Genomic DNA, 23,952 nt, shown 5'->3' on the forward strand with positions numbered 1-23,952 from the left:
TCTTTACTGCGTTCCCGAATAGGTAATCAAAAAACTCAACGGACCATAGATCCTGACTTCGGTCCGGTATTCGAAGCCGATCGTGCGAATGCGCCCGCTCTCGTCCTCGTTCACGTCCAGATCCTCGCCCCGGATCGAACCGATATTGTCGATCAAGGCCTGCTTGTCGAAATTGGCCGCAACTTCCTTGCGGTTATTCGAAGTGTCGCGCGCGTAGGTTACCGCCCGCTTGACCGAGAAATATTCCAGCATGCTGGGAATCGACTTCAATGCCGGCAAAGCCACTGCCAACACCAGCATGATGACCACCAGCATCGATCCCAACGAAAATCCGCGTGATTTATTAATCACAAATACACGGACTTTCCCCCTGCTACCCAAAGACTTCTGACCCATCGCGCTGCCCTCTATATTGAGTGTTTTGCGCTGCGTAGTGCCTGAAACGGCTTATTTGAACGACCCTACGCGCCCGAAATTGCCCAGATTCATCCAGATCATGAAGGCCTTGCCGACGATATTCTTGTCGGGTACGAAGCCCCAGTATCGGGAATCCAGGCTGTTGTCACGGTTATCCCCCATGACGAAATAGTGACCTTCCGGCACTTTACACGTCAGTCCCTGCTGATTGTAAGTGCAGTTCTCGCGGAACGGAAAATCCGGATCGGCGCCCGCCACAAATGCCGGCCGGTCCGTGTCATTCAGGATGCCATGTTCGGGGCCGCCCGGCAGCTTTTCAGTGAAATGCTTCGAATATGCCAGACGTTCCTCGTCCAGGTAGTCGGGCAGCGCACTGTATTCGGCCGGCTTGCCGTTGATGGTCAGCTTCTTGTTTTCGTAACGCACCACGTCGCCCGGCACACCGATCACGCGCTTGATGTAGTCCAGCGACTCGTCCTTCGGGTAGCGGAACACCATGACATCGCCGCGTTGCGGCTCGCCCACGTCCATGATTTTCTTGTTCACCACCGGCAGGCGAATACCGTAGTCGTACTTGTTCACCAGGATGAAGTCGCCGATCAGCAGCGTGGGGATCATCGACCCGGACGGGATCTTGAACGGCTCCACCACAAACGACCGCAGCACGAAAACCGCCAGGATGACCGGGAAGAAACTCGCCGAATACTCGAGCCACCACGGCTGACGCATTTTTTCTTCCGCCAGCTTCGCACGCGAGCGGTCCAGCTCCGTGCCGGCCTGCACGGCCTGCACGTGCTGGCGCTGGGCATCGAATTCAGCCAGCGCCAGTTGTGTCACGCTGCGGCGATGACGCTCGAATACGAGCTTGTCCGCGACCCAGGCAATGCCCGTAATGACCACCAGCACAAAAAGGATCAGTGCGAAATTCATGACGGCTTGGAGTGATGTCGATTTGTTGGTATCGCCAGCTTGTTATCGGCGGGGCGCAAGCGTTTACTTTTCGTCCACCTGCAGAATCGCCAGGAATGCTTCCTGCGGGATTTCCACGGTGCCCACCTGCTTCATGCGCTTCTTGCCGGCCTTCTGCTTTTCCAGCAGTTTCTTCTTTCGCGAAATATCACCGCCGTAGCACTTGGCAAGCACGTTCTTGCGCAGCGCCTTGACGTTTTCGCGGGCAATGATATTCGCGCCGATGGCCGCCTGAATGGCCACGTCGTACATCTGGCGCGGAATGATCTCGCGCATCTTGGCGGCCACCTCGCGCCCGCGATATTGGGAGTTCGAGCGGTGAACGATCACCGACAGCGCATCCACCTTGTCGCCGTTGATCAGGATATCCACCTTGACCACGTCCGACGGGCGATATTCCTTGAACTCGTAATCCATCGACGCGTAACCGCGCGACACCGACTTCAGGCGATCAAAGAAATCCATGACGATTTCCGCCATCGGGATTTCATAGGTGAGCTGCACCTGCTTGCCGTGATAGCTCATGTTGATCTGCGAGCCGCGCTTCTGCGTGCACAGCGTGATCACCGAGCCCACATAATCCTGGGGCATATACAGGTTCACCGTGACGATCGGCTCCAGGATTGCCTCGATCTTGCTCGGATCGGGCATCTTGGCCGGGTTCTCGACGGTAACCATCGTGCCATCGCGCTGCTGAACCTGATAGACCACCGTAGGCGCGGTCGTGATCAGGTCCATGTCGAATTCGCGCTCCAGACGCTCCTGCACGATTTCCATGTGCAGCAGGCCCAGGAAGCCGCAGCGGAAGCCAAAGCCCAGCGCCTGCGAGACTTCAGGTTCAAATTGCAGCGATGCGTCGTTCAGGCGCAGCTTTTCCAGCGATTCGCGCAGCGCTTCGTACTGGTTCGCTTCCACCGGATACAGGCCGGCAAACACCTGCGGCTTGACTTCCTTGAAGCCGGGCAGCGGTTCGGGGGCGCGCTTTGCGACCGTGGTGATCGTGTCACCCACCTTGGCCGCCTTCAGTTCCTTGATGCCGGCGATCACGAAGCCCACCTCGCCGGCGGTCAGCGCGTCGCGCGGGATCGACTTCGGCGAGAACACACCCACCTGTTCCACCAGGTGCTGCGAGCCCGTGGCCATCAGCAGCACCTTGTCCTTGGGGCGCAACGTACCGTTGACCACGCGCACCAGCATCACCACGCCAACGTAGTTGTCAAACCACGAGTCGATGATCAATGCCTGCAGTGGCGCGTCGGTTTCGCCCTTGGGCGGCGGCACCTTGGCGATCAGCGCCTCGATGACGTCTTCCACGCCCTGGCCGGTCTTGGCCGAGCACGGCGTGGCGTCGCTGGCGTCGATGCCGATGACGTCCTCGATTTCCTGCTTGGCGTTGTCCGGATCGGCCTGCGGCAGGTCGATCTTGTTGAGCACCGGCACCACTTCCACGCCCAGTTCGATCGCGGTGTAGCAGTTGGCCACGGTCTGGGCTTCCACGCCCTGCGACGCATCCACCACCAGCAGCGCGCCTTCGCAGGCCGACAGCGACCGGCTGACTTCATAGCTGAAGTCCACGTGCCCCGGGGTGTCGATCAGGTTCAGGTTGTAGACCTTGCCGTCACGCGCCTTGTAGCTCAGTGCCGCGGTCTGGGCCTTGATGGTGATGCCGCGCTCTTTCTCGATGTCCATCGAATCGAGCACCTGCGCTTCCATTTCCCGATCCGACAGCCCGCCGCAGCGCTGAATGATCCGGTCGGCCAGGGTGGATTTGCCGTGGTCGATGTGGGCAATGATCGAGAAATTACGAATATGGTCCATCTAGTGATCTGGAAAACGCCAGCGCGGCCCGGCAAGCCAGGGATGGCGCGGGCGCGGCAAAAAGTGGGGCGCACGGTTTTGCGCCAATCCGCGATTTTACCGGATTTTCAAGGACTTCCGTCGCGCGAAATGCCTTTGCGCACCGGGAATCCGGGCCCTTTGGCATGGCGCTTGCCGCACCTTGCCAAAAAACGATCGCGCCGGAGGGCATCCGGCGCGATCAGTCGACCTTCTGGCGGCCGGAACGGCCGCGCCATGCCCTAGCGGCTCTGGCTCGGACGCAGGGTCAGCACCTGGGTCGCATCGCCACGCCGCACGAACACCGCGGCCATCCGGCTCTTGTCCAGCGACTTGACCAGATCGTTGAACTGACGCGCACCCGTCACATCCGTATCGCCCACGCGCAGGATGATGTCGCCCGGGCGGATGCCGGCACGTGCCGCAGGACCGTCCGCCGTATCCACTTCCACGCCGGACTTGACCTTGAGTTCACGCAGGCGCGCTTCCGGGATGTCGTTCACGATGAGACCCAGCGCATTTGGCTTGGCTGTCGGCTGCTCTTCTCCGCCGCCGCTGCCCTTCCGGTCTCCCTTGCGCGCCGCAACCTTGGCATTGTCGGGCTCCAGCTCCGTCACGGTAATTTGCACCTCGCGCGTCTGGCCCTTGCGCCACACCTGCAGCGGTACCCGCGTACCCGGCTTGGTATCGCCCACCATGCGCGGCAGGTCGGAAGCCTTCTCGATATCGCGCCCATTGAACTTCAGGATGATGTCGCCAGCCTCGATGCCCGCCTTTTCGGCCGGGCCACCCGGCTCGACGCTGCCCACGAGTGCGCCGCGGGCACGACCCAGACCGAGCGAATCGGCCGCTTCCTTGGAAACGTCGCTGATCGCCACGGCAATACGGCCGCGCGTGACCTTGCCATTTGCCTTGAGCTGCTCCGACACACGCATCGCCTCGTCGATCGGAATCGCGAACGAAATGCCCATGTACCCGCCGCTGCGGCTGTAGATCTGCGAGTTGATGCCGATGACTTCGCCGCGCAGGTTGATCAGCGGGCCGCCGGAGTTGCCGGGGTTCACCGCCACATCGGTCTGGATGAACGGCAGATAGTCGCCCGTATCACGCCCCTTGGCCGATACGATGCCAGCGGTCACACTGTTATCCAGGCCGAACGGCGAGCCGATCGCCAACACCCATTCGCCAGGACGAATCTTGTCCGAATCGCCCAGCGCCAGGCGCGGCAGGCCGGTCGCCTCGATCTTGAGCAGCGCCACGTCGGTGCGCTTGTCCGAGCCAATCAGCTTGGCCTTGAACTCGCGCTTGTCCGGCAGCGTCACATAGATGGTCTCGGCATCGGCCACGACATGAGCGTTGGTCATCACGTAGCCATCCTGGCTGATGATGAAGCCCGACCCCACGCCACGGCTCTGCTCCTCGCCCTGGGGCGGCGTCTGCGGTTGCCCACGACGCGGCGGTGTAGGCTGCCCAGGCATCGGCACGCCAAAGAACCGGCGGAAAAACTCCGCCATTTCATCGTCGTCGGGCGAATTGCCGCCACGCGACCGGACCCGCTCGGTGGTACGGATATTTACCACGGCCGGACTGGCCTTCTCGACGAGGTCCGTGAAGTCGGGCAGGTTGTAATTCGAGGCCGCCGCCTGGGCGTGGCCCAGTTCGGAAACGGCCGGACCGAGCACGAGCATGGCCACCATGACCATGGCCCGCGCCAGGGCGGGGGATCTGGAAATCATCGACGAACTCCCGGGAGAATCAGCGAGAAACGGATGCTTCGCGGCAGGCCAAGGCCGGGGCGCCTGCGAAGCGCACTGCCTGGTGGTCCGGCGAGGGATTCGCTGCCCCGTCGCCGCCACGCCAAGATTCGCTCAGTGTAACGCCTTGGGCGGGCGGTACTCCACGCCGGCGGCGAACTGCTTCACGGTTGCGGCAGGCACCTCGCCGACCACGGTAATCCAATAGTCGGACACCCGTCGCACCACCACCTGGGTGGCGCCCAGTGAAGCCACGCCTTCGCGGCGGGCGCGTTGTTCGGACACCGGCTCGATAAACACCGAAAGTCCGGTCAGTCCGTCGCTATAGACGATCTGCAGTACCTCGAAGACACCCGCGGGCTTGGCACCCTGCGTCGGCGCGCGCAACTCGCCCAGCGGGCGACGCACCTCGCGGATCTTCTGGAAACCCTTGATCGGGGCGTTGATCGTCCACCCCTCGTCGGCGATATTGGCCGGCTGGTAGCTAACCTCGTAGTGATTCCACGAGCTTGCACCCTTGATCGCGTTCAGGATGCGCTGCTTGTCGGACGGCACGCCGATGTCGACCTGCGAAAACGCCACCTGTTCGAGCACCTTGCCGCCCTCGCCAATCGTCTGAGCGCGCATCAGCAGGCCAGAATTCTTGTCCGCCCACAGGCGCACCGCATAGCGCGCGACATCGTGTGGCTCCAGCGCGAAGACTTCGCACTCAACGCCCGCCACGCGTTCGGCGGGCAGCTTGCGCATGTCGTACAGATCCAGCACGTCGCTCTTGTTGGTCGCGAGCAGCGCGGGGAAGCGGTCCTTTGCCTCCTGCTTCTCGATCACGACGAGCTTCGCTTCGGGGATCAGGCTGTGCACCACGTCGTTTTGCCGCAGTACCTCGCGCGGCTTGCCGTCGAGCGTTTCCAGCCGTTCGTATTCGTTGTTGACGAGGTCGCTGTAGTGCTGGATCCGCGAGGCATGCATGACGCTGCCGCGCTGGTAGATCAGCGTGCCGACGTAGTTTTCGCGCTGCGCGGCGCGGTGGATCTTGTTGAGCCACGCTGTGGCATCGCGTCGACTCAGCGCGCTGTCAGACGGCTGCGCGGTGGCTGCGGCAGCGGTCAGACACAAGGCCAGAAAAAAGGACCTGCGCAGGCCCTTCTTTCCGTGTACGCCCGCGACATCGGCGGGCGACCGTCCTTTATGCATGTCCGGCATTATTCCTGCGAATTATCCTGGGAGAAATTGGCACCATTGGCCACGGTACGCATGGTCGGCACAAAGGCGTCCGTTGCCACAGACGTGCGGTGCGCACGCAGGTACTCGTCGAGACGTGGATCGCGGATCATCTGCGCGTTGTCGGCAGAAACCGTGACGATCCCGCCAGCGGCCGGCGCGACCGAGGCACCCGCCTTCATGGCGCCGCCCGGCTGCTGTTCCATGCGCGCCACGATGGCATCCGGCGCACCGGTGTCGCCCGGCCCACGCATCTGCGGCACGACCACCCAGCTGACAGCCGCAACGGCGGCGGCAATCGCGGTTCCGGGCATGACGCGGCGCACCCACGACGGGCGCACCAGCAGGCGCTGCCGGCCCGCGGCGGCCACGGCTGGCACAAGCACGTGCGGCTCGGACTCGAGTTGCGCGGAGAAACGGGAAAGAAAATCCGTGGTTGACCCCGCGTGCGTCAGTTCTTCCGAACGCAACGTGTCACCGATCAGTTGATACATCGACCATTCGGCCATTCCGGCATCGCCTTTGGCGATATCGAGTGCCGCGTCGATTTCGTGCGCCTGCAGTTCCCCATCCATCAGGATCGAGATCTGCTCCGCTGCTTCCATTACATGAACCGACTGCTTATGAGCCTGACCCATTTCCAACCCCAAGAAATTCCATTGAACACCGATAAATCCCGTCACTACCGCTTGTCGTTTATCGATGCAGGAATAGGCTGCAACGCTGGCTGCACGACATTCTCACTTACCATCGCTTGCCCTCTGCCGTTCCCAGCAGGGGCCGCAATTTCTCTGCGATCGCTTCGCGCGCCCGGAAAATCCGCGAGCGCACCGTACCGATCGGACACCCCATCGCCTCCGCGATCTCCTCATAGCTGAGGCCTTCGATCTCGCGCAGCGTGATGGCGGTGCGTAACTCTTCCGGCAGTGCTTCCATGGCGCGGTTCACCGTATCGGCAACCTGACGCGTGTGAAGCATGGACTCCGGCGTATTGATATCCCTTAGTTGCTCACCGTCCGCAAAAGTTTCAGCCTCTTCAGCATCGATATCGCTGTTTGCTTCCGGACGGCGCCCCTGGGTTGCCAGGTAGTTCTTGGCGGTGTTCACCGCGATCCGATACAGCCAGGTGTAGAAGGCGGACTCCCCCCGGAACTGGGGCAAGGCACGGTATGCCTTGATAAAGGCATCCTGCGCCACATCCTCCACTTCTGCGGGGTCACGGACAAGGCGCGAGATCAGGCGAATGATCTTGCGGTGGTACTTGACCACCAACAGTTCAAAGGCCTTCTTGTCGCCCTGCTGGACGCGTTCAACTAGAAGCTGATCGGCTTCGCGTTCGCTCACGAATGGTTCACCTGCTGCAGTGTATCTCTTGGTTTTGTCGTCACGACAAGCGTTGTATTTTACCTACGATCCGCGCGCCTTCGGGTGTCGCAAAGCGCATTCTGTGACCGTGGCTACGCAATTTGGTTCCTTCACCGGCTGGCTCCGGTTGCACCTGCGTGCAACCCGGCGGCACTGCGGCGGGACGATCAGGGGAAATACGAAGAAGAAGCCGGGACCCGCCCCTGCTGCCGGCAGGGTCCCGTCGACGCGCCACGGACGGGCGCGCCACACCGCTCAGAAACGGCGGAAAACCAGCGTGCCGTTGGTACCACCGAAGCCGAAGTTGTTCTTCACAGCCACGTCGATCTTCATTTCACGCGCCGTGTTGGCCACGTAGTCCAGGTCGCACTCGGGATCCTGGTTGAAGATGTTGATGGTCGGCGGCGATACCTGGTTGTGGATCGCCAGCACGGTGAAGACTGACTCCAGCCCGCCCGCACCACCCAGCAAATGGCCGGTCATCGACTTGGTCGAGTTGACGGCAACCTTGTAGGCGGCGTCGCCCAAGGCCAGCTTGATGGCATCCGACTCGTTCTTGTCGCCAAGCGGCGTCGACGTGCCATGGGCATTGAGGTAGTTGACCTCGTCCGGGTTCACACCAGCGTCCTTGAGCGCCGCGACCATGCAGCGGCGCGGACCATCGGTGCTCGGCGCGGTCATGTGGTAAGCGTCGCCGCTCATGCCGAAGCCCACCAGTTCGGCGTAGATACGCGCACCGCGCGCCTTGGCCGACTCGTACTCTTCCAGCACCATCACGCCGGCGCCTTCGCCCAGCACGAAACCGTCACGATCCTTGTCCCACGGACGCGAAGCGGCGGCCGGGTCCTCGTTGCGGGTCGACAGTGCACGGGCGGCGGCAAAACCGCCGATACCCAGCGGCGAGACCGTCGATTCGGCGCCGCCGGCCACCATCACATCGGCGTCGCCAGCCTGGATCAGGCGGGCGGCCAGGCCGATGCTGTGCAGGCCGGTCGTGCAGGCCGTCACGGCGGCCAGGTTCGGACCCTTCAGGCCGTGGATGATCGACAGGTGACCCGAGATCATGTTGATGATCGAGCCGGGCACGAAGAACGGCGAGATGCGGCGCGGGCCACGGTTGGCCAGCGTCATCTGCGTGTCTTCGATCATCGGCAGTCCGCCGATGCCGGAACCGACAAGCACGCCTACGCGTTCGGCATTGGCCTCGGTGATCTCCAGGCCGCTGTCCTTCAGCGCCTGGGTACCGGCGGCGATGCCGAAATGGATAAAGGTATCCATGTTGCGGGCTTCCTTGGCCGGGATGTAGTCCTCGGCGTTGAAGCCCTTCACTTCGCCGGCGAAATGCACAGCCAGGGCGGAGTGATCGAATTTGGTAATGGTGGCGATGCCGGACTTGCCGGCAACCAGGTTGGCCCAGCCTTCGGCAACCGTGTTTCCGACCGGAGACACAAGGCCAAGCCCAGTGACGACGACGCGACGACGGCTCACTATATTTTCCTACGAGTGCGTGAAGTGGAAACGGATGACTTCAGGATCCCGCCGCGCCTGCCGACAAATCATGGCATGGGCACATTGCTTGGGATCGATCCGGTTCAGCTTCTTCGAACAGACGAAAGCCACAGAAAACGGCATGACAGGACCGTGACGGCCCCGTCCATGCGCCTTCTGTGGCTCGGAATATGATGACGACGGCTTAGGCCTTGACGTGCGCGGTGGCGTAGTCGATGGCTTGTTGCACGGTCGTGATCTTTTCGGCTTCCTCATCCGGAATTTCCATGCCGAATTCATCTTCCAACGCCATCACGAGTTCAACCGTGTCCAGCGAGTCCGCACCGAGATCATTCACGAACGACGATTCGTTCTTGATGTCTGCCTCGGCCACGCCAAGCTGTTCAGCCACGATTTTCTTGACGCGTTGTTCGATATTGTCCATGTAACCCTCCAGGGAATGTTCGACAAAAAGTGGGCGCATTTTAGCAGGTTTGGACCACAAAAAATCCGCCTGCCAACCTTTGCAAGATTCGCGCCCGATTGGTTTCAAAAACTACTGCTTCAACCGGCTTCTTTCGGCTTCTCCCTCGAAACCGAAGCCGGTTCAAATCCTCAGTTCATGTACATGCCGCCGTTCACGTGCAGCGTAGTGCCCGTGATGTAGGCGGCTTGCGGACCGGCCAGGAAAGCCACCGCATTCGCGATGTCTTCCGGCTGGCCCAAACGGCCCAGAGGGATGCGCGTCTTGAGAGCAGCATGCTGCTCTTCCGACAGCACCTTCGTCATATCCGTATCGATGAAGCCCGGTGCCACGCAATTCACCGTCACGTTGCGGCTGCCGATCTCGGCGGCCAGTGCACGGGTCATGCCTTCCACGCCGGCCTTGGCGGCCGCGTAGTTCATCTGACCCGGATTGCCCGTCGAACCCACCACCGACGTGATGTTGATGATGCGGCCACCGCGGGCCTTCATCATCGGGCGCAGCACGGCCCGCGCCAGGCGGAACACCGCCGTCAGGTTCGTGTCGATGACGGCCGTCCAGTCGTCGTCCTTCATGCGCATGGCCAGCTGGTCCTGCGTGATGCCGGCATTGTTCACCAGCACTGCCAGGCCACCGTGCGTCTTCACGATCTCGTCGATCACGGCGTCGCAGCGCGCGGCGTCGTTCACGTTCAGCACCACGCCATTGCCCTTCAGCCCTTCGGCCGACAGGTATTCGCTGATGCCGGCCGCGCCCGATTCGCTCGTGGCCGTACCGATCACGGTAGCGCCCTGGCGTGCGAGTTCCAGCGCGATCGCCCGGCCGATGCCGCGCGAGGCGCCCGTTACCAGCGCGACCTGATTTTCCAGAGTCTTGCTCATGTTGCGTTCGTTCCTTGGTCTTATTTCAGCAGTGCCAGCGTTTCCTGCAGCGATGCCGGATCAAAGATTGCACCACCAACGAGGTTGCCGTCGATGCGCTTGGTCATGCCGGCCAGAACTTTGCCCGGGCCGCATTCGATCACATGCGTGATGCCTTCGGCAGCCATCTTCTGCACGCACTCGACCCAGCGCACCGGCGCTGCGGCCTGGCGCACCAGCGCGTCCTTGATCTGCGCCGGATCGTTGACGATAGCCACATCGACGTTGTTCACCAGCGGAATGGCCGGGGCGGCGAACGCCAGGCCAGCCATGCGTTCGCGCAGGCGATCCGATGCGGGCTTGAGCAGCGACGAGTGGAACGGCGCCGAGACCGGCAGCGGCAGCGCGCGCTTGGCGCCCTTGGCCTTGGCGATTTCGCAGGCCTTTTCCACGGCGCCCTTGTGGCCGGCGATCACGACCTGTGCCGGGGCGTTGAAGTTTACGGCCTCCACCACGCCGGCACCGGCCGCCGCGGCTTCGGCGCACGCGGCGCGCACGTCGTCATCGGACAGGCCGAGGATGGCGGCCATGCCGCCCTCGCCCACCGGCACGGCTTCCTGCATGGCCTGGGCGCGGAAACGCACCAGCGGCACGGCGTCGGCGAACGGGATCACGCCCGCGGCCACCAGCGCCGAATATTCGCCAAGGCTGTGGCCGGCGACCAGGGCCGGGGCCGGACCGCCGGCATCGAGCCAGGCACGGTACACGGCAACCGCAGCCGTCAGCATCACGGGTTGCGTGTTGGTCGTCAGGTTCAGGTCTTCCGCAGGGCCTTCGGCGATCAGCTTGCCGATGTCCTGGCCCAGCGCCGTCGAGGCTTCCTCGAGCGTGGCACGCACGACGGGGTTGTCGGCAAACGCGTTCAGCATGCCAACCGACTGCGAACCCTGTCCGGGAAAAACGAATGCGAATTTCATCGGAAATCCAGTCTAGCTATACAACGTTTCGTTTCGAACGGTGCAGCACGCTCTGGCGCGCGCACCGGCCGCATATTACATGCGCAGCAGCACCGCACCCCAGGTGAAGCCGCCGCCGACGCCTTCCATCAGCACGGTCTGGCCCGGCTTGATGCGGCCATCGCGCACGGCGACGTCCAGCGCCAGCGGAATCGATGCGGCAGACGTGTTGCCATGCTCGTGCACCGTGGCCACCATGCGCTCGGCCGGCAGGCCCAGTTTCTTGGCCGTGCCCTGCATGATGCGGATGTTGGCCTGGTGCGGAATCAGCCAGTCGATCTCGTCGGCCTGCATTTCAGCTGCCGCGATCGCCTCGCGCGCCACCTTGTCCAGCACAGTCACGGCCAGCTTGAACACGGCCTGGCCGTCCATGTGCAGGAAGGCATTGCCGGTGATGGCACCGCCCGACACATTGCCCGGCACGCAGAGGATGTCCACGTGGTTGCCGTCCGAATGCATGGCCGACGACAGGATACCCGGCTCGTCCGAGGCGCTCAGCACCACGGCGCCCGCGCCATCGCCAAACAGCACGCAGGTGGTGCGGTCGTTGAAATCGAGGATGCGCGAGAACACTTCGGACCCGATCACGAGCACGTTCTTGTGCGAGCCGCTGCGGATGAACTTGTCAGCCGTCGCCATCGCATAGACGAAGCCCGAGCACACCGCCTGCAAGTCGAACGCCGCGCAGTTGTTGGTGATGCCGAGCTTCTGCTGCACAAGGCAGGCGGTGCTCGGAAACACGAAGTCGGGGGTCGACGTGGCGACGATGATCAGGTCGATGTCCTGGCGGTCGATGCCCGCGGCGGCAATCGCCTGCTCGGCGGCCTTGACGGCCAGGTCGCTCGACGTGACGTCGGCCTCGGCCCAGTGGCGCGCCGAAATGCCGCTGCGCGAGACGATCCACTCGTCGCTGGTCTCGATACCCTTTTCGGCAAGCTGCACGGCGAGGTCGTGATTCGTGACGCGCCGCGGGGGCAGGTAGCTCCCCGTGCCGATGATTTTTGCGTACTTGGTCATGAGTATGTCGGATCGTGGTGCTCACCGGCCCGCCCGGGCCAGGCCATCGGGCGGAACGTCTGGCCACCCGCCCGTGACGGGCGCGCGGCCTCAGGCGGCACGGGTATCGGAATGTGGGTCCGGTGTGTCTGTCTCCGGGCCGCCCGTCGCGGCGCCAGCGGCACCGGACTTGTTGGCAAAGGCCTTGGCAATGCGCTCGATGACGCCATTTCTGGCCGCATCATACCCGCGTTTGATCGCCCACTCAAAAGAATGGGCATCGGCGGAACCGTGGCTCTTGATCACCAGCCCGCGCAGCCCCAGCAGCGACGCGCCATTGTAGCGGGCGGGATCCAGCCGCCGCGCCAGGCGCGACAGCACCGGCATCGCCACGGCAGCGAGCAGCTTGGTGAACCAGGAGCGCGTGAACTCTTCCTTGATCATGCTGCCGATCATCTTCGCCAGGCCTTCGGTGCTCTTGAGCGCCACATTGCCGACGAAGCCGTCGCAGACGACGATATCGGTCGTGCCCTTGAAGATGTCGTTGCCTTCCACGTTGCCGTAGAAGTTGAGCTCGGAAGCGCGCAGCAGCTCGCCGGCGGCCTTGACCACCTCGTTGCCCTTGATCACTTCCTCGCCGATATTGAGCAGGCCCACCGTCGGGTGGTCCTTGTGATCCACCACCGCGACCATGGCCTCCGCCATGCGCGCGAACTGCAGCAGGTGCTCCGGCTCGCAATCGGCGTTGGCGCCGAGGTCGAGCACCGTGGTGCCCCAGCCCTGTTCGTTGGGAATCGTGGTGGCGATGGCCGGCCGCTCGATGCCTTCGAGCGTTTTCAGCACATAGCGTGAAACCGCCATCAGCGCGCCGGTATTGCCAGCGGAAATACAGGCGCCAGCCTTGCCTTCCTTGACTTGCGTCACGGCCACGCGCATCGAAGAGTCTTTCTTCTTGCGCAGCGCCACTTCCACCGGGTCATCCATGGTGATGACTTCGGTCGCGGGCACGATGGTCACGCGCGGATGATCGCTTGCATGCAGCTTCTTCAGCTGTGCGCCGATGGCGTCGGGCAGGCCGACGAGGATCATCTCGGCGTCGTCGTGACGGGAAAGAAAACTGATCGCTGCCGGCACCGTCACGGAGACTCCGTGATCACCGCCCATGCAGTCGATAGCGAGCTTGATCGTCATTGTTTCCTGATACGGAAAGCGCGCCGGCACCCGCCGCATCGGTTCGCGGGGACGCAACCAGCCGGACGCGCGGATACGCTGCCGTGCGGGCGCCGAGCGCCCAACAAAAAAGCGGCAACGAGCTTGCCGCTTTCCTGTTTTACACCTGACAACGTGCGCGAGCGAGACACAGGGTCACGCCAGACGACCTGGTCAGTCGTTCTTGGTCTTGATGACCTTGCGACCACGGTAGTAGCCGTTCGGGCTGACATGGTGGCGCAGGTGGGTTTCGCCCGTGGTCGGCTCAACGGCCAGGGGGGCGACCGACAGATGGTCGTGCGAACGATGCATGCCGCGCTTGGACGGCGACTTCTTGTTCTGTTGAACAGCCATGATGACTCCTTCGAGAATTTTGCGATATTAACACACGCATCCTGCGCAAGGCGTAGCCGGGGCCCGGCTGGATGCTTGACCTGCTACCGTGAGACCTGCCACGGCCACGCTCAGCGCGGCGTCAGTGCTTGGTCTTCAGGCCGGCCAGCGCCGCGAAGGGCGAAGGCCGCTTTTCTTCCGCGGGTGGCGCCTCGGGCTCCACCTCGCCATCTGCGCCGGTCACGAGAGACTCGTGAACCGTCGGGCAGACTTCATGCTTTGGTGCCGCAGGCAATGCCAGCAGCACTTCATCTTCAATCAGTTCGAGCGCCGAAAATTTCTTCGAACCCACGATCACGTCGAGTTCGTCGTCATCCATCGACGCATCGTCGGCAGCCGCTTCGCTGACCACCACTTCAAAACGCATTTCCGTCGCGATCGGCTCGGGATACACCCCAAGGCAGCGCTGGCAATCGAGCCAGACACGGCCATTGACCGTCACGTCGACAAACAGGCGTTGCGATACGGCCGCGCCAGGCTCGGCCGCCTCTTCGCGGACAAAGCCGCTCAGGGTGTACGAGAACGCCTCGTCCTGGGCCGATGCTGGCGCATCGGCAGCCGTCTCGGCTAAGATGCGCGGCAAATCGCGCACCGGCACCTCTCCCGCCACATTGCCACCTTTGCGGCAGAAGGCGAAGAGATCGGTTTCACGCAGATCGAAGGCCACGGCGGACGCCGTTGGCTGGGTCGGCTGACTCATACAGACTGAATCGCAATAAATGCCTTGTTTGCCACACGTAGCAGGCAACGCATGTGCCTGTGCAGCTAAACGCGCGATTATACGTGGAATTTCCCGGAACGGTCAAAGTATACAAGCCGAAAACCGTTCCTCACCGCTTTCAGGCGCTATCTATATATGTCATCCGACTCCCGCCCTGCCCTGATCCTCGGGTCGAGCTCTCCTTACCGCCGCGAACTGCTGGCGCGCCTGCAGATCCCGTTCGAGGTGGCAACGCCCGATATCGACGAAACGCCACTGCCCGGCGAGCGCCCCGACGCGACGGCCCTGCGCCTGGCGCGCCTGAAGGCCGAAGCCATTGCGGCGCGTCACCCGGGCGCACTGGTGATCGGGTCCGACCAGGTCTGCACGCTCGACGACATGCAGATCGGCAAACCCGGCACCCACGACAAGGCGCTGGCGCAGCTGCAGCTGATGCGTGGCCGAACCGTCACCTTTCATTCGGCCCTGTGCCTGCTCGACAGCCGTACAGGCGTGGCGCAACTGGCTGACGTGAAGACACTGGTCACGTTCCGCAATCTGACCGATGCAGAGCTGGATGCCTATCTGCGCATCGAAACGCCGTACGACTGCGCCGGCAGTGCCAAGGCTGAGGGTCTTGGCATCGCCCTGCTGTCGCGCGTGGAATCGGACGATCCCACGGCCCTGATCGGCCTGCCGCTGGTGGCGCTGACCGGCATGCTGCGCCAGGCCGGCTACCCGTTCTTTGGAGCCTGAACCATGGCTGGCACGCTTTTCCTGATTCCCAACACGCTCGGCAAGCGCGACGAGTCCGATCCGGTGATCGATGTGCTTCCCGCCGGTGTGCAGCAGATTGCGGCAAGGCTTGACTATCTGGTGGCCGAGAACGCCAAGACGGCACGCGCCTTTCTAAAGAAGCTTGGCGAGACCGCGCCCCTGACGCATGCCATCCAGCAAATCGAGATCCGCGAGCTGAACGTCAATACGAAGTCCGATGCGCTGGACGCCCTGCTCGACCCCATCGCCACCGGGCGTGACGGCGGCCTGCTTTCCGAAGCGGGCGTGCCGGCCGTGGCCGATCCGGGTGCCGATCTGGTGCGGCTGGCCCACTCGCGCAATATCAAGGTGCGGCCGCTGGTCGGCCCCAGTTCGATCCTGCTGGCGGTCATGGGATCGGGCCTGAACGGCCAGAGCTTCGCGTTCAATGGCTACCTGCCGGTGGACGCAGACGAACGCGCGAAGAAGCTGCGCGACCTGGAGCAGCGATCGCGCAAGGCACAGCAAACGCAGGTGTGGATCGAGACACCGTATCGCAACGGCGCGCTGCTCGACGCGTTGCGCCAGCATTGTTCGGGCACCACGCTGCTGTCGATCGCCGTGGACCTGACACTGCCATCGGAGACCATCGTCACGCTGCCGATCTCGGCCTGGCGGCCGGATCGCCTGGAACTGCACAAGCGCCCGGCGATTTTCTCGCTACTGGCGCAGTAGCTGGCAGACGCCACTGGTAAACCAGCAGGCAACTGGCATCATCCCGTCCACTCCCCGCCGGGAGAGGACGGAAAACCGCCAGATCCATCAGCGCACAGCCGGCGCCGACGCGTTAATCAGCATCATCTTCATCGCCGCGGAACCCATCGCCGCGCCAAACCGCTTGGCGACGCGCTCGGCAATATTCTCCTTGACGGTGTAGTCGACGATATCTTCGGCCTTGAACAGGTCGCGCGCCACGTAGTCGGCGCTGCCCAGGCCATCGGCCAGACCCAGTTCCACCGCGCGCTCGCCTGACCAGAACAGGCCCGAGAACAGGTCCGGATCGTTCTTGAGGCGGTCGCCCCGGCCTTCCTTGACCACGTCGATGAACTGCTGGTGGATCTGCTTGAGCATCGATTCCGCGAACGCCTTCTGGCGCGGCACCTCGGGCGAGAACGGATCGAGCATGCCCTTGTTGGCGCCCGACGTGTACAGCCGGCGCTGGACGCCCAGCTTGTCCATCAGGCCGGTGAAGCCGAAACCATCCATCAGCACGCCGATCGAGCCGACGATGCTGGCCTTGTCGACATAGATCTTGTCGGCTGCCGCGGCCACGTAATAGCCGCCCGACGCGCAGATTTCCTCCACCACCACGTAGAACGGCTTGTCCGGATAGAGCTTGCGCAGGCGATGGATCTCGTCGTTGATGATGCCGGCCTGCACCGGCGACCCGCCAGGCGAATTGATCTTCAGGATCACGCCCGCTGCCGTGGCGTCGGCAAACGCGGCCTGCAGCGATGCATTGATCGATTCGGCGCTGGCCGGCGTGCCGGCGGCGATCTCGCCTTCCAGCGTAACCATGGCCGTGTGGCGACCGGCGGTGCTGGTCAGGCTGTCACCCTTGAAATCGATGACCGCAAACAGGATCAGCGCCAGGATGCCCAGCATCACCAGCCGGAAGAAGATTTTCCAGCGCCGGGCCGAGCGTTGCTCGCGCAGGCTGGCCAATAGCACCTTCTCCAGCACATCGCGCTCCCAGCCGCCACTGGCGCTGGCGCCGCCCACCGGCGCGGCAGCCTGGCCGGCCATGCGCGCCCGGCGTTCGTCGGCCTCGCGCCGTGCGGCATCGTCGCCGGCCTTCAGTTCGCGTTCGAGCGGATAGTCCGCATGCTGCGCCGATTCCAGCGTCTCGCTGCCGGGGGTGTGCTCGTCGAGGCGCTGCTCAGGTTGACCCGGTTGTTCGGATGATGGCGGTTTTTGCTGTTCTGTCATGCAGATGGACTCAAGCGTCAAACGAAGACCCGGCTCCGCTCAGCTGGCGTCGGGCGCAAAAAAAGGGGCTTCGGGCTGCCAGAAGACAGCGCCTTCGCGTTCCTCTATACGGAGCTTGGCCAGCGCGGCGCCCCGGCAAGGGCCGCCGACACACAGGCCGGTGTCTGGCGCGTAGGTCGCGCCATGTGTCGCACACATCAAGTATAGGCCTGCACTATCGAAAAACTGTCCCTCCTGCCAGTCGAGCTCCATGGGCACATGAGCGCACTGGTTCAGGTAGCCGTACGCAACGCCGTCGTAGCGGATCGCAAACGCGCCAATATCGCGCGAAGCCATGCGGACGGTGAAACGCACGCCGGCACCGCCATCGACCAGGTCAGCCGCCGAGCAGAGACGGCGTGCCGTGAGGCTTTCATCAGGCATGGTCAAGCAGCCACTGCTGCAAATCGGCGATCGACGTGGCGCAATGTACCGGCGACATGGCACGCAAAGAATCCGCCGGATGTGCGCCATAACACACCCCCAGGCCCTGCGCCCCGGCGTTGATCGCCATTTGCAGATCGTGCGTGGTGTCGCCAATCATGACCGTGCGCTCGATGTCCTGACCCAGTTCACGGGTGAGTTCATGCAGCATGGCCGGATGGGGCTTCGAGAATGTCTCGTCCGCGCAACGTGTGGCATCGAACAACTTGCCCAGGCCAGTGCTTGCGAGCGCACGCTCCAGGCCCACGCGGGTCTTGCCAGTCGCCACGCCCAGGAAATAGTGCTCGGTGTGCAGGGCTTCGAGCATCTCGCGCACGCCGGGGAACAGCACCAGGTCGGCGTCGCGGGTCAGGAAGTGATAGCGATAGCGCTCGGCCAGACGCGGGTAGTCGGCCGGATCGAGCGTCGGCACGGCGTAGGACAGCGCGTCCTTCAGGCCCAGCCCGATCACGTGGCTGGCGGCGCTGTCGTCGGGCACTGGCAAACCCAGGTCGCGGCTGGCCAGCTGAATGCATTTGGCGATGGTGGGCGTGGAATCCATCAGGGTTCCATCCCAGTCGAAGACGATCAGGTCGAAGCGCTGCCTGCCCATTGCGGTCCTTGGTCGATGCGGAAAGTGTTGCAGATATGGATTGCGGCGCGTGCGCCATTCCTCACGAAGCGGCGCCGATAGGAGTCAATTGTTGCAAAAAATCGACACATTCGGGAGGCAGCGGTGCCGATACCGTGATCGGGTCGCCGGTATTCGGATGGACAAAGGTCAGCTTGTGGGCGTGCAGGAACATCCGTTTGAGGCCAGGCTTGGCGCCACTGCGAGAAAGTGCCTTGTTGAGCGCAAAATCGCCGTACTTCTCGTCGCCAACAATCGGAAAGCCGGTCGACTGCAGATGCACGCGGATCTGGTGCGTGCGGCCGGTCTTGAGCTCAGCCTCCAGGAGCGTAAAACCCTCGAACGCCTTTACGCGATTGAAGATGGTGTGCGAAGCCAGCCCGTCAGCCTGCACGCGCACACGCCGCTCGCCGTCGGGCGTGCTGTACTTATATAGAGGCAGTTTCACGTGCTGGCGCGCATTGGGAAATTCCCCGGCCACGCAGGCGAAGTAGCGCTTGTCCATGTCGCTGCCGCGAATCTGCTCGTGCAGGTGCACCAGCGCCGAGCGCTTCTTCGCCAGCACCAGGATGCCCGAGGTTTCGCGATCCAGACGATGCACCAGCTCAAGGAACTTGGCCTCCGGGCGCGCCCGGCGCAGTTGCTCGATCACGCCGAACGCCACACCCGAACCGCCATGCACAGCCACGCCGGCCGGCTTGTCGATGACCAGCAGATGGGAGTCTTCAAACAGGATGGGAAACTCGCCGGCCGGCACGTAAGTGCCTTCTGCTGCCTTTTCAGCCACGCGAATTGGCGGTATCCGTACGACATCGCCCAGCTTCAGCCGATAAGTCGCATCGATCCGGCCCTTGTTCACACGAACTTCGCCAGAGCGCAACACCCGGTAGATGTGGCTCTTGGGCACCCCCTTGGCAATCTTCAGCAGGAAGTTGTCGATGCGCTGCCCTTCGGCACTCTCGTCAATCGTGACATACGCCACCTGGAGGCCGCTAGCGCGGGAGCGCGGCTCCGTTTCAATTTGATGGCGTAACTCATTCATTTTCAATATAATTTCCCGGCCGTTCCCGGCCAAATGCCGGAAATGTGCGACCTGTGTAAGCGATGTTTGGCGCGAACCCCAACCGGAATGCCTGCCTTTTTTGCGGCAAACCGGAACGGAATATGCAGGGCATCCAGGCAGTTGTCTTGGGTAGTCCCACCAGTATCCGCGCAAGATCTCGCATTTTACACTTCGGGTTGCCGCCAGCCCGGCCCGTCTCCCGCATGTTGCGTACCCCGCAAGCGCCAGACAGGCAAATGGTGGCAATCAGCAGCACGCACGCGCCGCGCCGGCGCGCAGGAAGTCGCCCAGAGGCGGCTTCGGCAACCAGCCGGCCGACACGTGGAAACAGAGTGTTCAGGTAGAAAAGAATTCAATGCGGGTGCCAGCGAACGGGCATCCGCATCGGTGAGAGAAGACCGCCCGCACCGGGAACCGGTGCCGGCCCGGCAGGTGACACCCTGCCAACCGACCTGCAGTACCCGCCGCAACTTGCCGGTGGTCGTCGTAGTTCGACGATCCGGCAGCGGCGCCCGAGCGCAGAACGCGAAGAACCAGCGGCGCGCCCGCCAGCGGACAGGTCGGTTTGGCAATGGCATGCAACTGCTGTGTCCGGATGACTTGCTCTTTGACGCGTCCTGGCCATCCCGGCCCGGCTGCGATGGGCAGCGTTGCCCGTGCCGATGGCACGGCCGACATGCCGCCCTCGCCCCCGGCCCGCCGGCATCCGCCAGATATCGCTGCATCAGGAGCAAGGCCCATTTGCCCTCTCCCGACCCAGCAGCGGATCGCCCGCAGGCTTTTTTGCGGATGACGGGACGCCGACACCCTCTCCTTTCACCCGCGCCCAGCCGGCCGCATAGCAGAACGCGCCGGCAACTCCGGCAATTCTCCCGCCCTCGCTCTCTTTCCTCGCGTGCTCCCTGGACCGTCGCGGGCATGACCCACTCATGACCCATTGGGCTCCCGCGACACTGGAGTGAGGTATTGCGATGAAACGCATGCTGTTTAACGCGACGCAACAGGAGGAGTTGCGCGTCGCGATCGTCGATGGACAGAAACTGATCGACATCGACATCGAAACTGCCGGGCGCGAACAGCGCAAGGGCAACATCTACAAGGGTGTCATTACCCGTATCGAACCGTCGCTGGAAGCCTGCTTCGTCAATTACGGCGAAGAGCGCCACGGCTTCCTGCCGTTCAAGGAAGTGGCCCGGGCCTTCTTCAAGGACGGCGTGGACGTGCGCAACGCGCGCATCCAGGACGCCCTGCATGAAGGCCAGGAACTGATCGTCCAGGTGGAAAAGGAAGAACGTGGCAACAAGGGCGCCGCCCTGACCACGTTCATCTCGCTGGCCGGCCGCTACCTGGTTCTGATGCCGAACAACCCGCGTGGCGGCGGCGTGTCGCGCCGCATCGAAGGCGAAGACCGCCAGGAACTGCGCGAGACGATGGCGCAGCTGCAGGTGCCGGAAGGCATGAGCATCATCGCCCGCACCGCCGGTATCGGCCGAGCCGCCGAGGAACTGCAGTGGGACCTGAACTACCTGCTGCAACTGTGGAAGGCCATCGACGGCGCCGCCGGCGACAACAAGGCCCCGCTGCTGATCTATCTGGAATCGAGCCTGGTAATCCGCGCCATCCGCGATTACTTCCAGCCCGATATCGGCGAGATCCTGATCGATACGGACGAGATCTACGAGCAGGCCCGCGCTTTCATGAGCGTGGTGATGCCCGACAACATGAGTCGCGTGAAGAAGTACCGCGACGACGTGCCGCTGTTCTCGCGTTTCCAGATCGAGCACCAGATCGAATCGGCATACTCGCGCATGGTGATGCTGCCGTCCGGCGGTGCCATCGTGATCGACCATACCGAAGCCCTCGTGTCGGTTGACGTGAACTCGGCCCGCGCCACCAAGGGTGCGGACATCGAGGAAACTGCGCTGCGCACGAACCTGGAAGCCGCCGACGAGATCGCCCGCCAGCTGCGCCTGCGCGACCTGGGCGGCCTGATCGTGATCGACTTCATCGACATGGAGTCCGGCAAGGCCCAGAAGGACGTGGAAACGCGCCTGAAGGACGCGCTGCGCCACGACCGCGCCCGCGTTCAGATGGGCAAGATCAGCCGCTTCGGCCTGATGGAGCTGTCGCGCCAGCGCCTGCGTCCGTCGCTGTCGGAAGGCTCGCACATCACCTGCCCGCGCTGCAATGGAACAGGTCATATCCGCGATACCGAATCGTCCGCCCTGCAGGTGCTGCGCATCATCCAGGAAGAGGCGATGAAGGAAAACACGGCCGCCATCCACTGCCAGGTGCCGGTGGAAGTGGCCGCTTTCCTGCTGAACGAGAAGCGTCAGGACATCAACCTGATCGAACTGCGCTTCAAGGTCAATGTGCTGCTGATCCCGAACAAGCATCTGGAAACGCCGCACTACAAGCTGGAACGTCTGCGTCACGACGACCCGCGCCTGGAAGACTCCACCGCCAGCTACCGCATGGCAGAGGCCGCCGCGAAGGAGCTGGAAGCCGACACCAGCTACAGCAGCCGCAAGAAGGAAGACGCACGTCCGCGCCAGGAAGCGGCCGTCAAGGGCATCACGCCCGACGCGCCCGCGCCGGTATCGGTGCCGCGCGCCGAGCGCGCGCCAAAGCCGGAAGCCACCGCGGCTGCCCGCCCCACGCCGGCTACCCAGCCGGTGGCAGGCGGCGGTTTCATCGCCTGGCTGAAGGGTCTGTTCGGTGCGAAGCCGGCACCGGCTCCCGTGGCCGAGCCGGTCAAGCCGGCCGCTGAAACCCAGGCTCGCGGCGACCGTCAGGGTCGTGGCGAGCGCGGCCAGCGTGGTGAACGCGGCGAGCGTGGCGAAGGCCGCCAGGGCCGTGGCGAACAGCGCGGCGAACGTGGCGAACGTGGCGAACGTGGCGAGCGTGGCGACCGCCAGGGTCGCGGTCAGCGCGGCGAGCGCACGGAACGTGCCGAGCGCGGCGAACGCGCAGAAGCACAACGTGGCGAAGCACGCGAGCAACGCGAACCGCGTGAACAGCGCGAACCGCGTGGCGAGCGTCAGCCGCGTGGCGACCGTCAGCCGCGCGAAGCACAGCAAGCCACCCCGGCGATTGCCCAGGGCGAGCGCAGCGAAGCCCGCCGTGAACGCAATCAGGAACGCCGCGAGCGTCAACGCGAACGCCAGCGCGAGCGCGCCGAGGCCCGCGAGACCGAGGAACCGCTGAACGCCGAAGGCACGGCACCGCAATCGGCATTCGAGGCAGCCCAGGCTGCACCGGCCGTCATCGCTGCCGTGGATGTGCCGGAAGGCGCACTGGGTGCAGATGCTGCATCGTCGGAAGCCGGCGATGGTGAAGAGCGCCGCCGCCGCAATCGTCGTGGCCGCAACCGCTACCGCCGCGAGCGCGAGGACGGCACCGGCCTCGAAGTCAACGAAGGCAACCTGGCCGAAGTCAGCGCCGGCGTGACCGAATCGGAAGAAGAATCGGCTTCGGCAGCGGCCGAGGTGGCTCCGGTGGCCCAACAGGCCGCCGAACACGCCGCCCCGGCACCGGTTGCGCAAGCTGCCGTGGCCGCCGCTCCGGTGGAAGCCGTGGCAGCCACCCCGGCGGCACCGGTGGAACACGTCGAGCCCGTCAAGCCGGCCCCGGCCGCTGAACCGGTCTTTGCCGCCGTGGCCGAGCCGCAACCGGCGCCTGTCGTGACGCCCGCACCGGCGCATCCGGCTATCGAAACCGCGGCCGTGCAAGCCCCCGTGGAAGCACCGGCACCGGTCGCTACCGCCCCGGTGACGCCCGAGCCCGTCGTCGTGGCCCCGGAAGTGACTCCGGCACCGGTTCCCGCCGTGGAAGCCCCGGCACCGGCCGCTGTTGCACCTGTCGTGGCCGCCCCGGCTCCGGCAAGCACGAGCACCCCGGCACTGGAGTCGATGCTTTCGACCGCAGGCCTGGAGTGGGTGCGCACCGATAGCGCCAAGCTCGCCGCCGCACAGGAAGCGGCCGCACGCATCGCACCGGCGCCGCGCGTCCCGCGCGAGCGCAAGCCGCTGCCGCCGCTGCCGGAAGGTCCGATGGTCCTCGTCGAAACGGGCGGCCAGCAACGCGAGACGGCCCAGCAACAGCAACAGCAGCAATAAGGCGACACCTCGCCGCTGCACGCTGTGCAACAAGGAAGGGACGGCAACCGCCGTCCCTTTTTTCATTGGCGAAGCTGTGTCGTCAACGTGACTTGGCACAAACCCGCCAGCTGTACTGCTTTACCCCGCCATAAACTGTGCTGCAGTCACGACAGTGTTGCGCGCGACGTGCAGCCGCCCTCGGCTAGAATGGCAGGCAGAACGGCCACCCGGGCGCCCTACGCA

22 protein-coding genes are annotated in these 23,952 nt (G+C 63.8%); 3 read left to right on the forward strand and 19 right to left on the reverse strand.

From position 1 onward, the window contains the following. Nucleotides 1–3 precede the first annotated feature (3 nt). The 15 genes from A9J21_RS00900 to A9J21_RS00970 all read right to left on the reverse strand — a co-directional run bounded on the left by A9J21_RS00900 (nucleotide 4) and on the right by A9J21_RS00970 (nucleotide 14,708). Entirely contained in the window at nucleotides 4–315 is a 312-nt protein-coding gene (locus tag A9J21_RS00900; RefSeq protein WP_231906770.1) for a DUF4845 domain-containing protein, read from the reverse strand. 132 nt (nucleotides 316–447) lie between these two features. Next, nucleotides 448–1,347 carry a signal peptidase I gene (lepB, locus tag A9J21_RS00905; protein WP_066730974.1) on the reverse strand — a complete coding sequence of 300 codons (900 nt, stop codon included), beginning with the start codon at nucleotides 1,345–1,347 and terminating at the stop codon, nucleotides 448–450. A 63-nt stretch (nucleotides 1,348–1,410) separates the two neighbouring features. Beyond that, entirely contained in the window at nucleotides 1,411–3,204 is a 1,794-nt protein-coding gene (gene lepA / locus A9J21_RS00910) for a translation elongation factor 4 (RefSeq protein ID WP_066730977.1), read from the reverse strand. A 260-nt stretch (nucleotides 3,205–3,464) separates the two neighbouring features. Then, complete coding sequence (locus tag A9J21_RS00915) at nucleotides 3,465–4,958, reverse strand: DegQ family serine endoprotease (RefSeq protein ID WP_066730979.1); 1,494 nt, start codon at nucleotides 4,956–4,958, stop codon at nucleotides 3,465–3,467. A 132-nt stretch (nucleotides 4,959–5,090) separates the two neighbouring features. Then, nucleotides 5,091–6,170, reverse strand: coding sequence for a MucB/RseB C-terminal domain-containing protein (locus tag A9J21_RS00920; RefSeq protein ID WP_066731058.1), 1,080 nt, complete (start codon nucleotides 6,168–6,170; stop codon nucleotides 5,091–5,093). Nucleotides 6,171–6,178: 8 nt separating this feature from the next. Then, a complete protein-coding gene (locus A9J21_RS00925) occupies nucleotides 6,179–6,835 on the reverse strand; it encodes a sigma-E factor negative regulatory protein (protein ID WP_082926162.1) in 657 nt (218 codons plus the stop codon). Nucleotides 6,836–6,941: 106 nt separating this feature from the next. Next, on the reverse strand, nucleotides 6,942–7,541 hold the full coding sequence (gene rpoE, locus A9J21_RS00930; RefSeq protein WP_066730983.1) for an RNA polymerase sigma factor RpoE: 600 nt from the start codon (nucleotides 7,539–7,541) through the stop codon (nucleotides 6,942–6,944). Nucleotides 7,542–7,817: 276 nt separating this feature from the next. Continuing rightward, nucleotides 7,818–9,050, reverse strand: a complete 1,233-nt coding sequence (gene fabF, locus A9J21_RS00935; RefSeq protein WP_066730985.1) for a beta-ketoacyl-ACP synthase II — start codon at nucleotides 9,048–9,050, stop codon at nucleotides 7,818–7,820. Between the two features lie 205 nt (nucleotides 9,051–9,255). Continuing rightward, nucleotides 9,256–9,495: an acyl carrier protein gene (acpP, locus tag A9J21_RS00940; RefSeq protein ID WP_008644813.1), complete on the reverse strand. Its 240-nt coding sequence runs from the start codon at nucleotides 9,493–9,495 to the stop codon at nucleotides 9,256–9,258. 170 nt (nucleotides 9,496–9,665) lie between these two features. Continuing rightward, nucleotides 9,666–10,415 (reverse strand): 3-oxoacyl-ACP reductase FabG, encoded by a 750-nt coding sequence (gene fabG / locus A9J21_RS00945; RefSeq protein WP_066730987.1) that lies wholly within the window; start codon nucleotides 10,413–10,415, stop codon nucleotides 9,666–9,668. A gap of 20 nt (nucleotides 10,416–10,435) precedes the next feature. Then, nucleotides 10,436–11,371: an ACP S-malonyltransferase gene (gene fabD / locus A9J21_RS00950; protein WP_066730988.1), complete on the reverse strand. Its 936-nt coding sequence runs from the start codon at nucleotides 11,369–11,371 to the stop codon at nucleotides 10,436–10,438. Between the two features lie 75 nt (nucleotides 11,372–11,446). Further along, nucleotides 11,447–12,427, reverse strand: coding sequence for a beta-ketoacyl-ACP synthase III (locus tag A9J21_RS00955; RefSeq protein WP_066730989.1), 981 nt, complete (start codon nucleotides 12,425–12,427; stop codon nucleotides 11,447–11,449). Nucleotides 12,428–12,517: 90 nt separating this feature from the next. Beyond that, nucleotides 12,518–13,597 carry a phosphate acyltransferase PlsX gene (gene plsX, locus A9J21_RS00960; protein WP_066730991.1) on the reverse strand — a complete coding sequence of 360 codons (1,080 nt, stop codon included), beginning with the start codon at nucleotides 13,595–13,597 and terminating at the stop codon, nucleotides 12,518–12,520. A 192-nt stretch (nucleotides 13,598–13,789) separates the two neighbouring features. Continuing rightward, nucleotides 13,790–13,969 carry a 50S ribosomal protein L32 gene (gene rpmF / locus A9J21_RS00965; RefSeq protein ID WP_008644820.1) on the reverse strand — a complete coding sequence of 60 codons (180 nt, stop codon included), beginning with the start codon at nucleotides 13,967–13,969 and terminating at the stop codon, nucleotides 13,790–13,792. Between the two features lie 121 nt (nucleotides 13,970–14,090). Beyond that, nucleotides 14,091–14,708 (reverse strand): DUF177 domain-containing protein, encoded by a 618-nt coding sequence (locus A9J21_RS00970; protein WP_066730993.1) that lies wholly within the window; start codon nucleotides 14,706–14,708, stop codon nucleotides 14,091–14,093. Between the two features lie 156 nt (nucleotides 14,709–14,864). On the opposite strand from A9J21_RS00970, the gene A9J21_RS00975 reads away from it, so the two are divergent. Both A9J21_RS00975 and A9J21_RS00980 read left to right on the forward strand, forming a co-directional pair. Then, nucleotides 14,865–15,464, forward strand: a complete 600-nt coding sequence (locus tag A9J21_RS00975) for a Maf-like protein (RefSeq protein WP_066730995.1) — start codon at nucleotides 14,865–14,867, stop codon at nucleotides 15,462–15,464. A 3-nt stretch (nucleotides 15,465–15,467) separates the two neighbouring features. Next, nucleotides 15,468–16,199, forward strand: a complete 732-nt coding sequence (locus tag A9J21_RS00980) for an SAM-dependent methyltransferase (RefSeq protein WP_066730997.1) — start codon at nucleotides 15,468–15,470, stop codon at nucleotides 16,197–16,199. An 87-nt stretch (nucleotides 16,200–16,286) separates the two neighbouring features. Here A9J21_RS00980 and A9J21_RS00985 read toward each other — a convergent pair whose 3' ends face one another. From A9J21_RS00985 to A9J21_RS01000, 4 genes are all read right to left on the reverse strand, one after another. Next, on the reverse strand, nucleotides 16,287–17,453 hold the full coding sequence (locus tag A9J21_RS00985; protein ID WP_066730998.1) for a S49 family peptidase: 1,167 nt from the start codon (nucleotides 17,451–17,453) through the stop codon (nucleotides 16,287–16,289). Between the two features lie 39 nt (nucleotides 17,454–17,492). Further along, entirely contained in the window at nucleotides 17,493–17,876 is a 384-nt protein-coding gene (locus A9J21_RS00990) for a Rieske 2Fe-2S domain-containing protein (protein ID WP_066731000.1), read from the reverse strand. Continuing rightward, nucleotides 17,869–18,528 (reverse strand): HAD-IA family hydrolase, encoded by a 660-nt coding sequence (locus A9J21_RS00995; RefSeq protein ID WP_066731002.1) that lies wholly within the window; start codon nucleotides 18,526–18,528, stop codon nucleotides 17,869–17,871. The genes A9J21_RS00990 and A9J21_RS00995 overlap by 8 nt, the downstream gene beginning before the upstream one ends. 61 nt (nucleotides 18,529–18,589) lie before the next feature. Next, entirely contained in the window at nucleotides 18,590–19,588 is a 999-nt protein-coding gene (locus tag A9J21_RS01000; RefSeq protein WP_066731003.1) for an RluA family pseudouridine synthase, read from the reverse strand. Nucleotides 19,589–20,580: 992 nt separating this feature from the next. Here A9J21_RS01000 and A9J21_RS01005 point away from each other — a divergent pair. Further along, nucleotides 20,581–23,727: an Rne/Rng family ribonuclease gene (locus A9J21_RS01005; protein WP_066731004.1), complete on the forward strand. Its 3,147-nt coding sequence runs from the start codon at nucleotides 20,581–20,583 to the stop codon at nucleotides 23,725–23,727. Nucleotides 23,728–23,952: the final 225 nt, after the last annotated feature.

Origin of the sequence: Cupriavidus sp. D384, assembly GCF_001652915.1 — a bacterium.
GTDB lineage: Bacteria > Pseudomonadota > Gammaproteobacteria > Burkholderiales > Burkholderiaceae > Cupriavidus.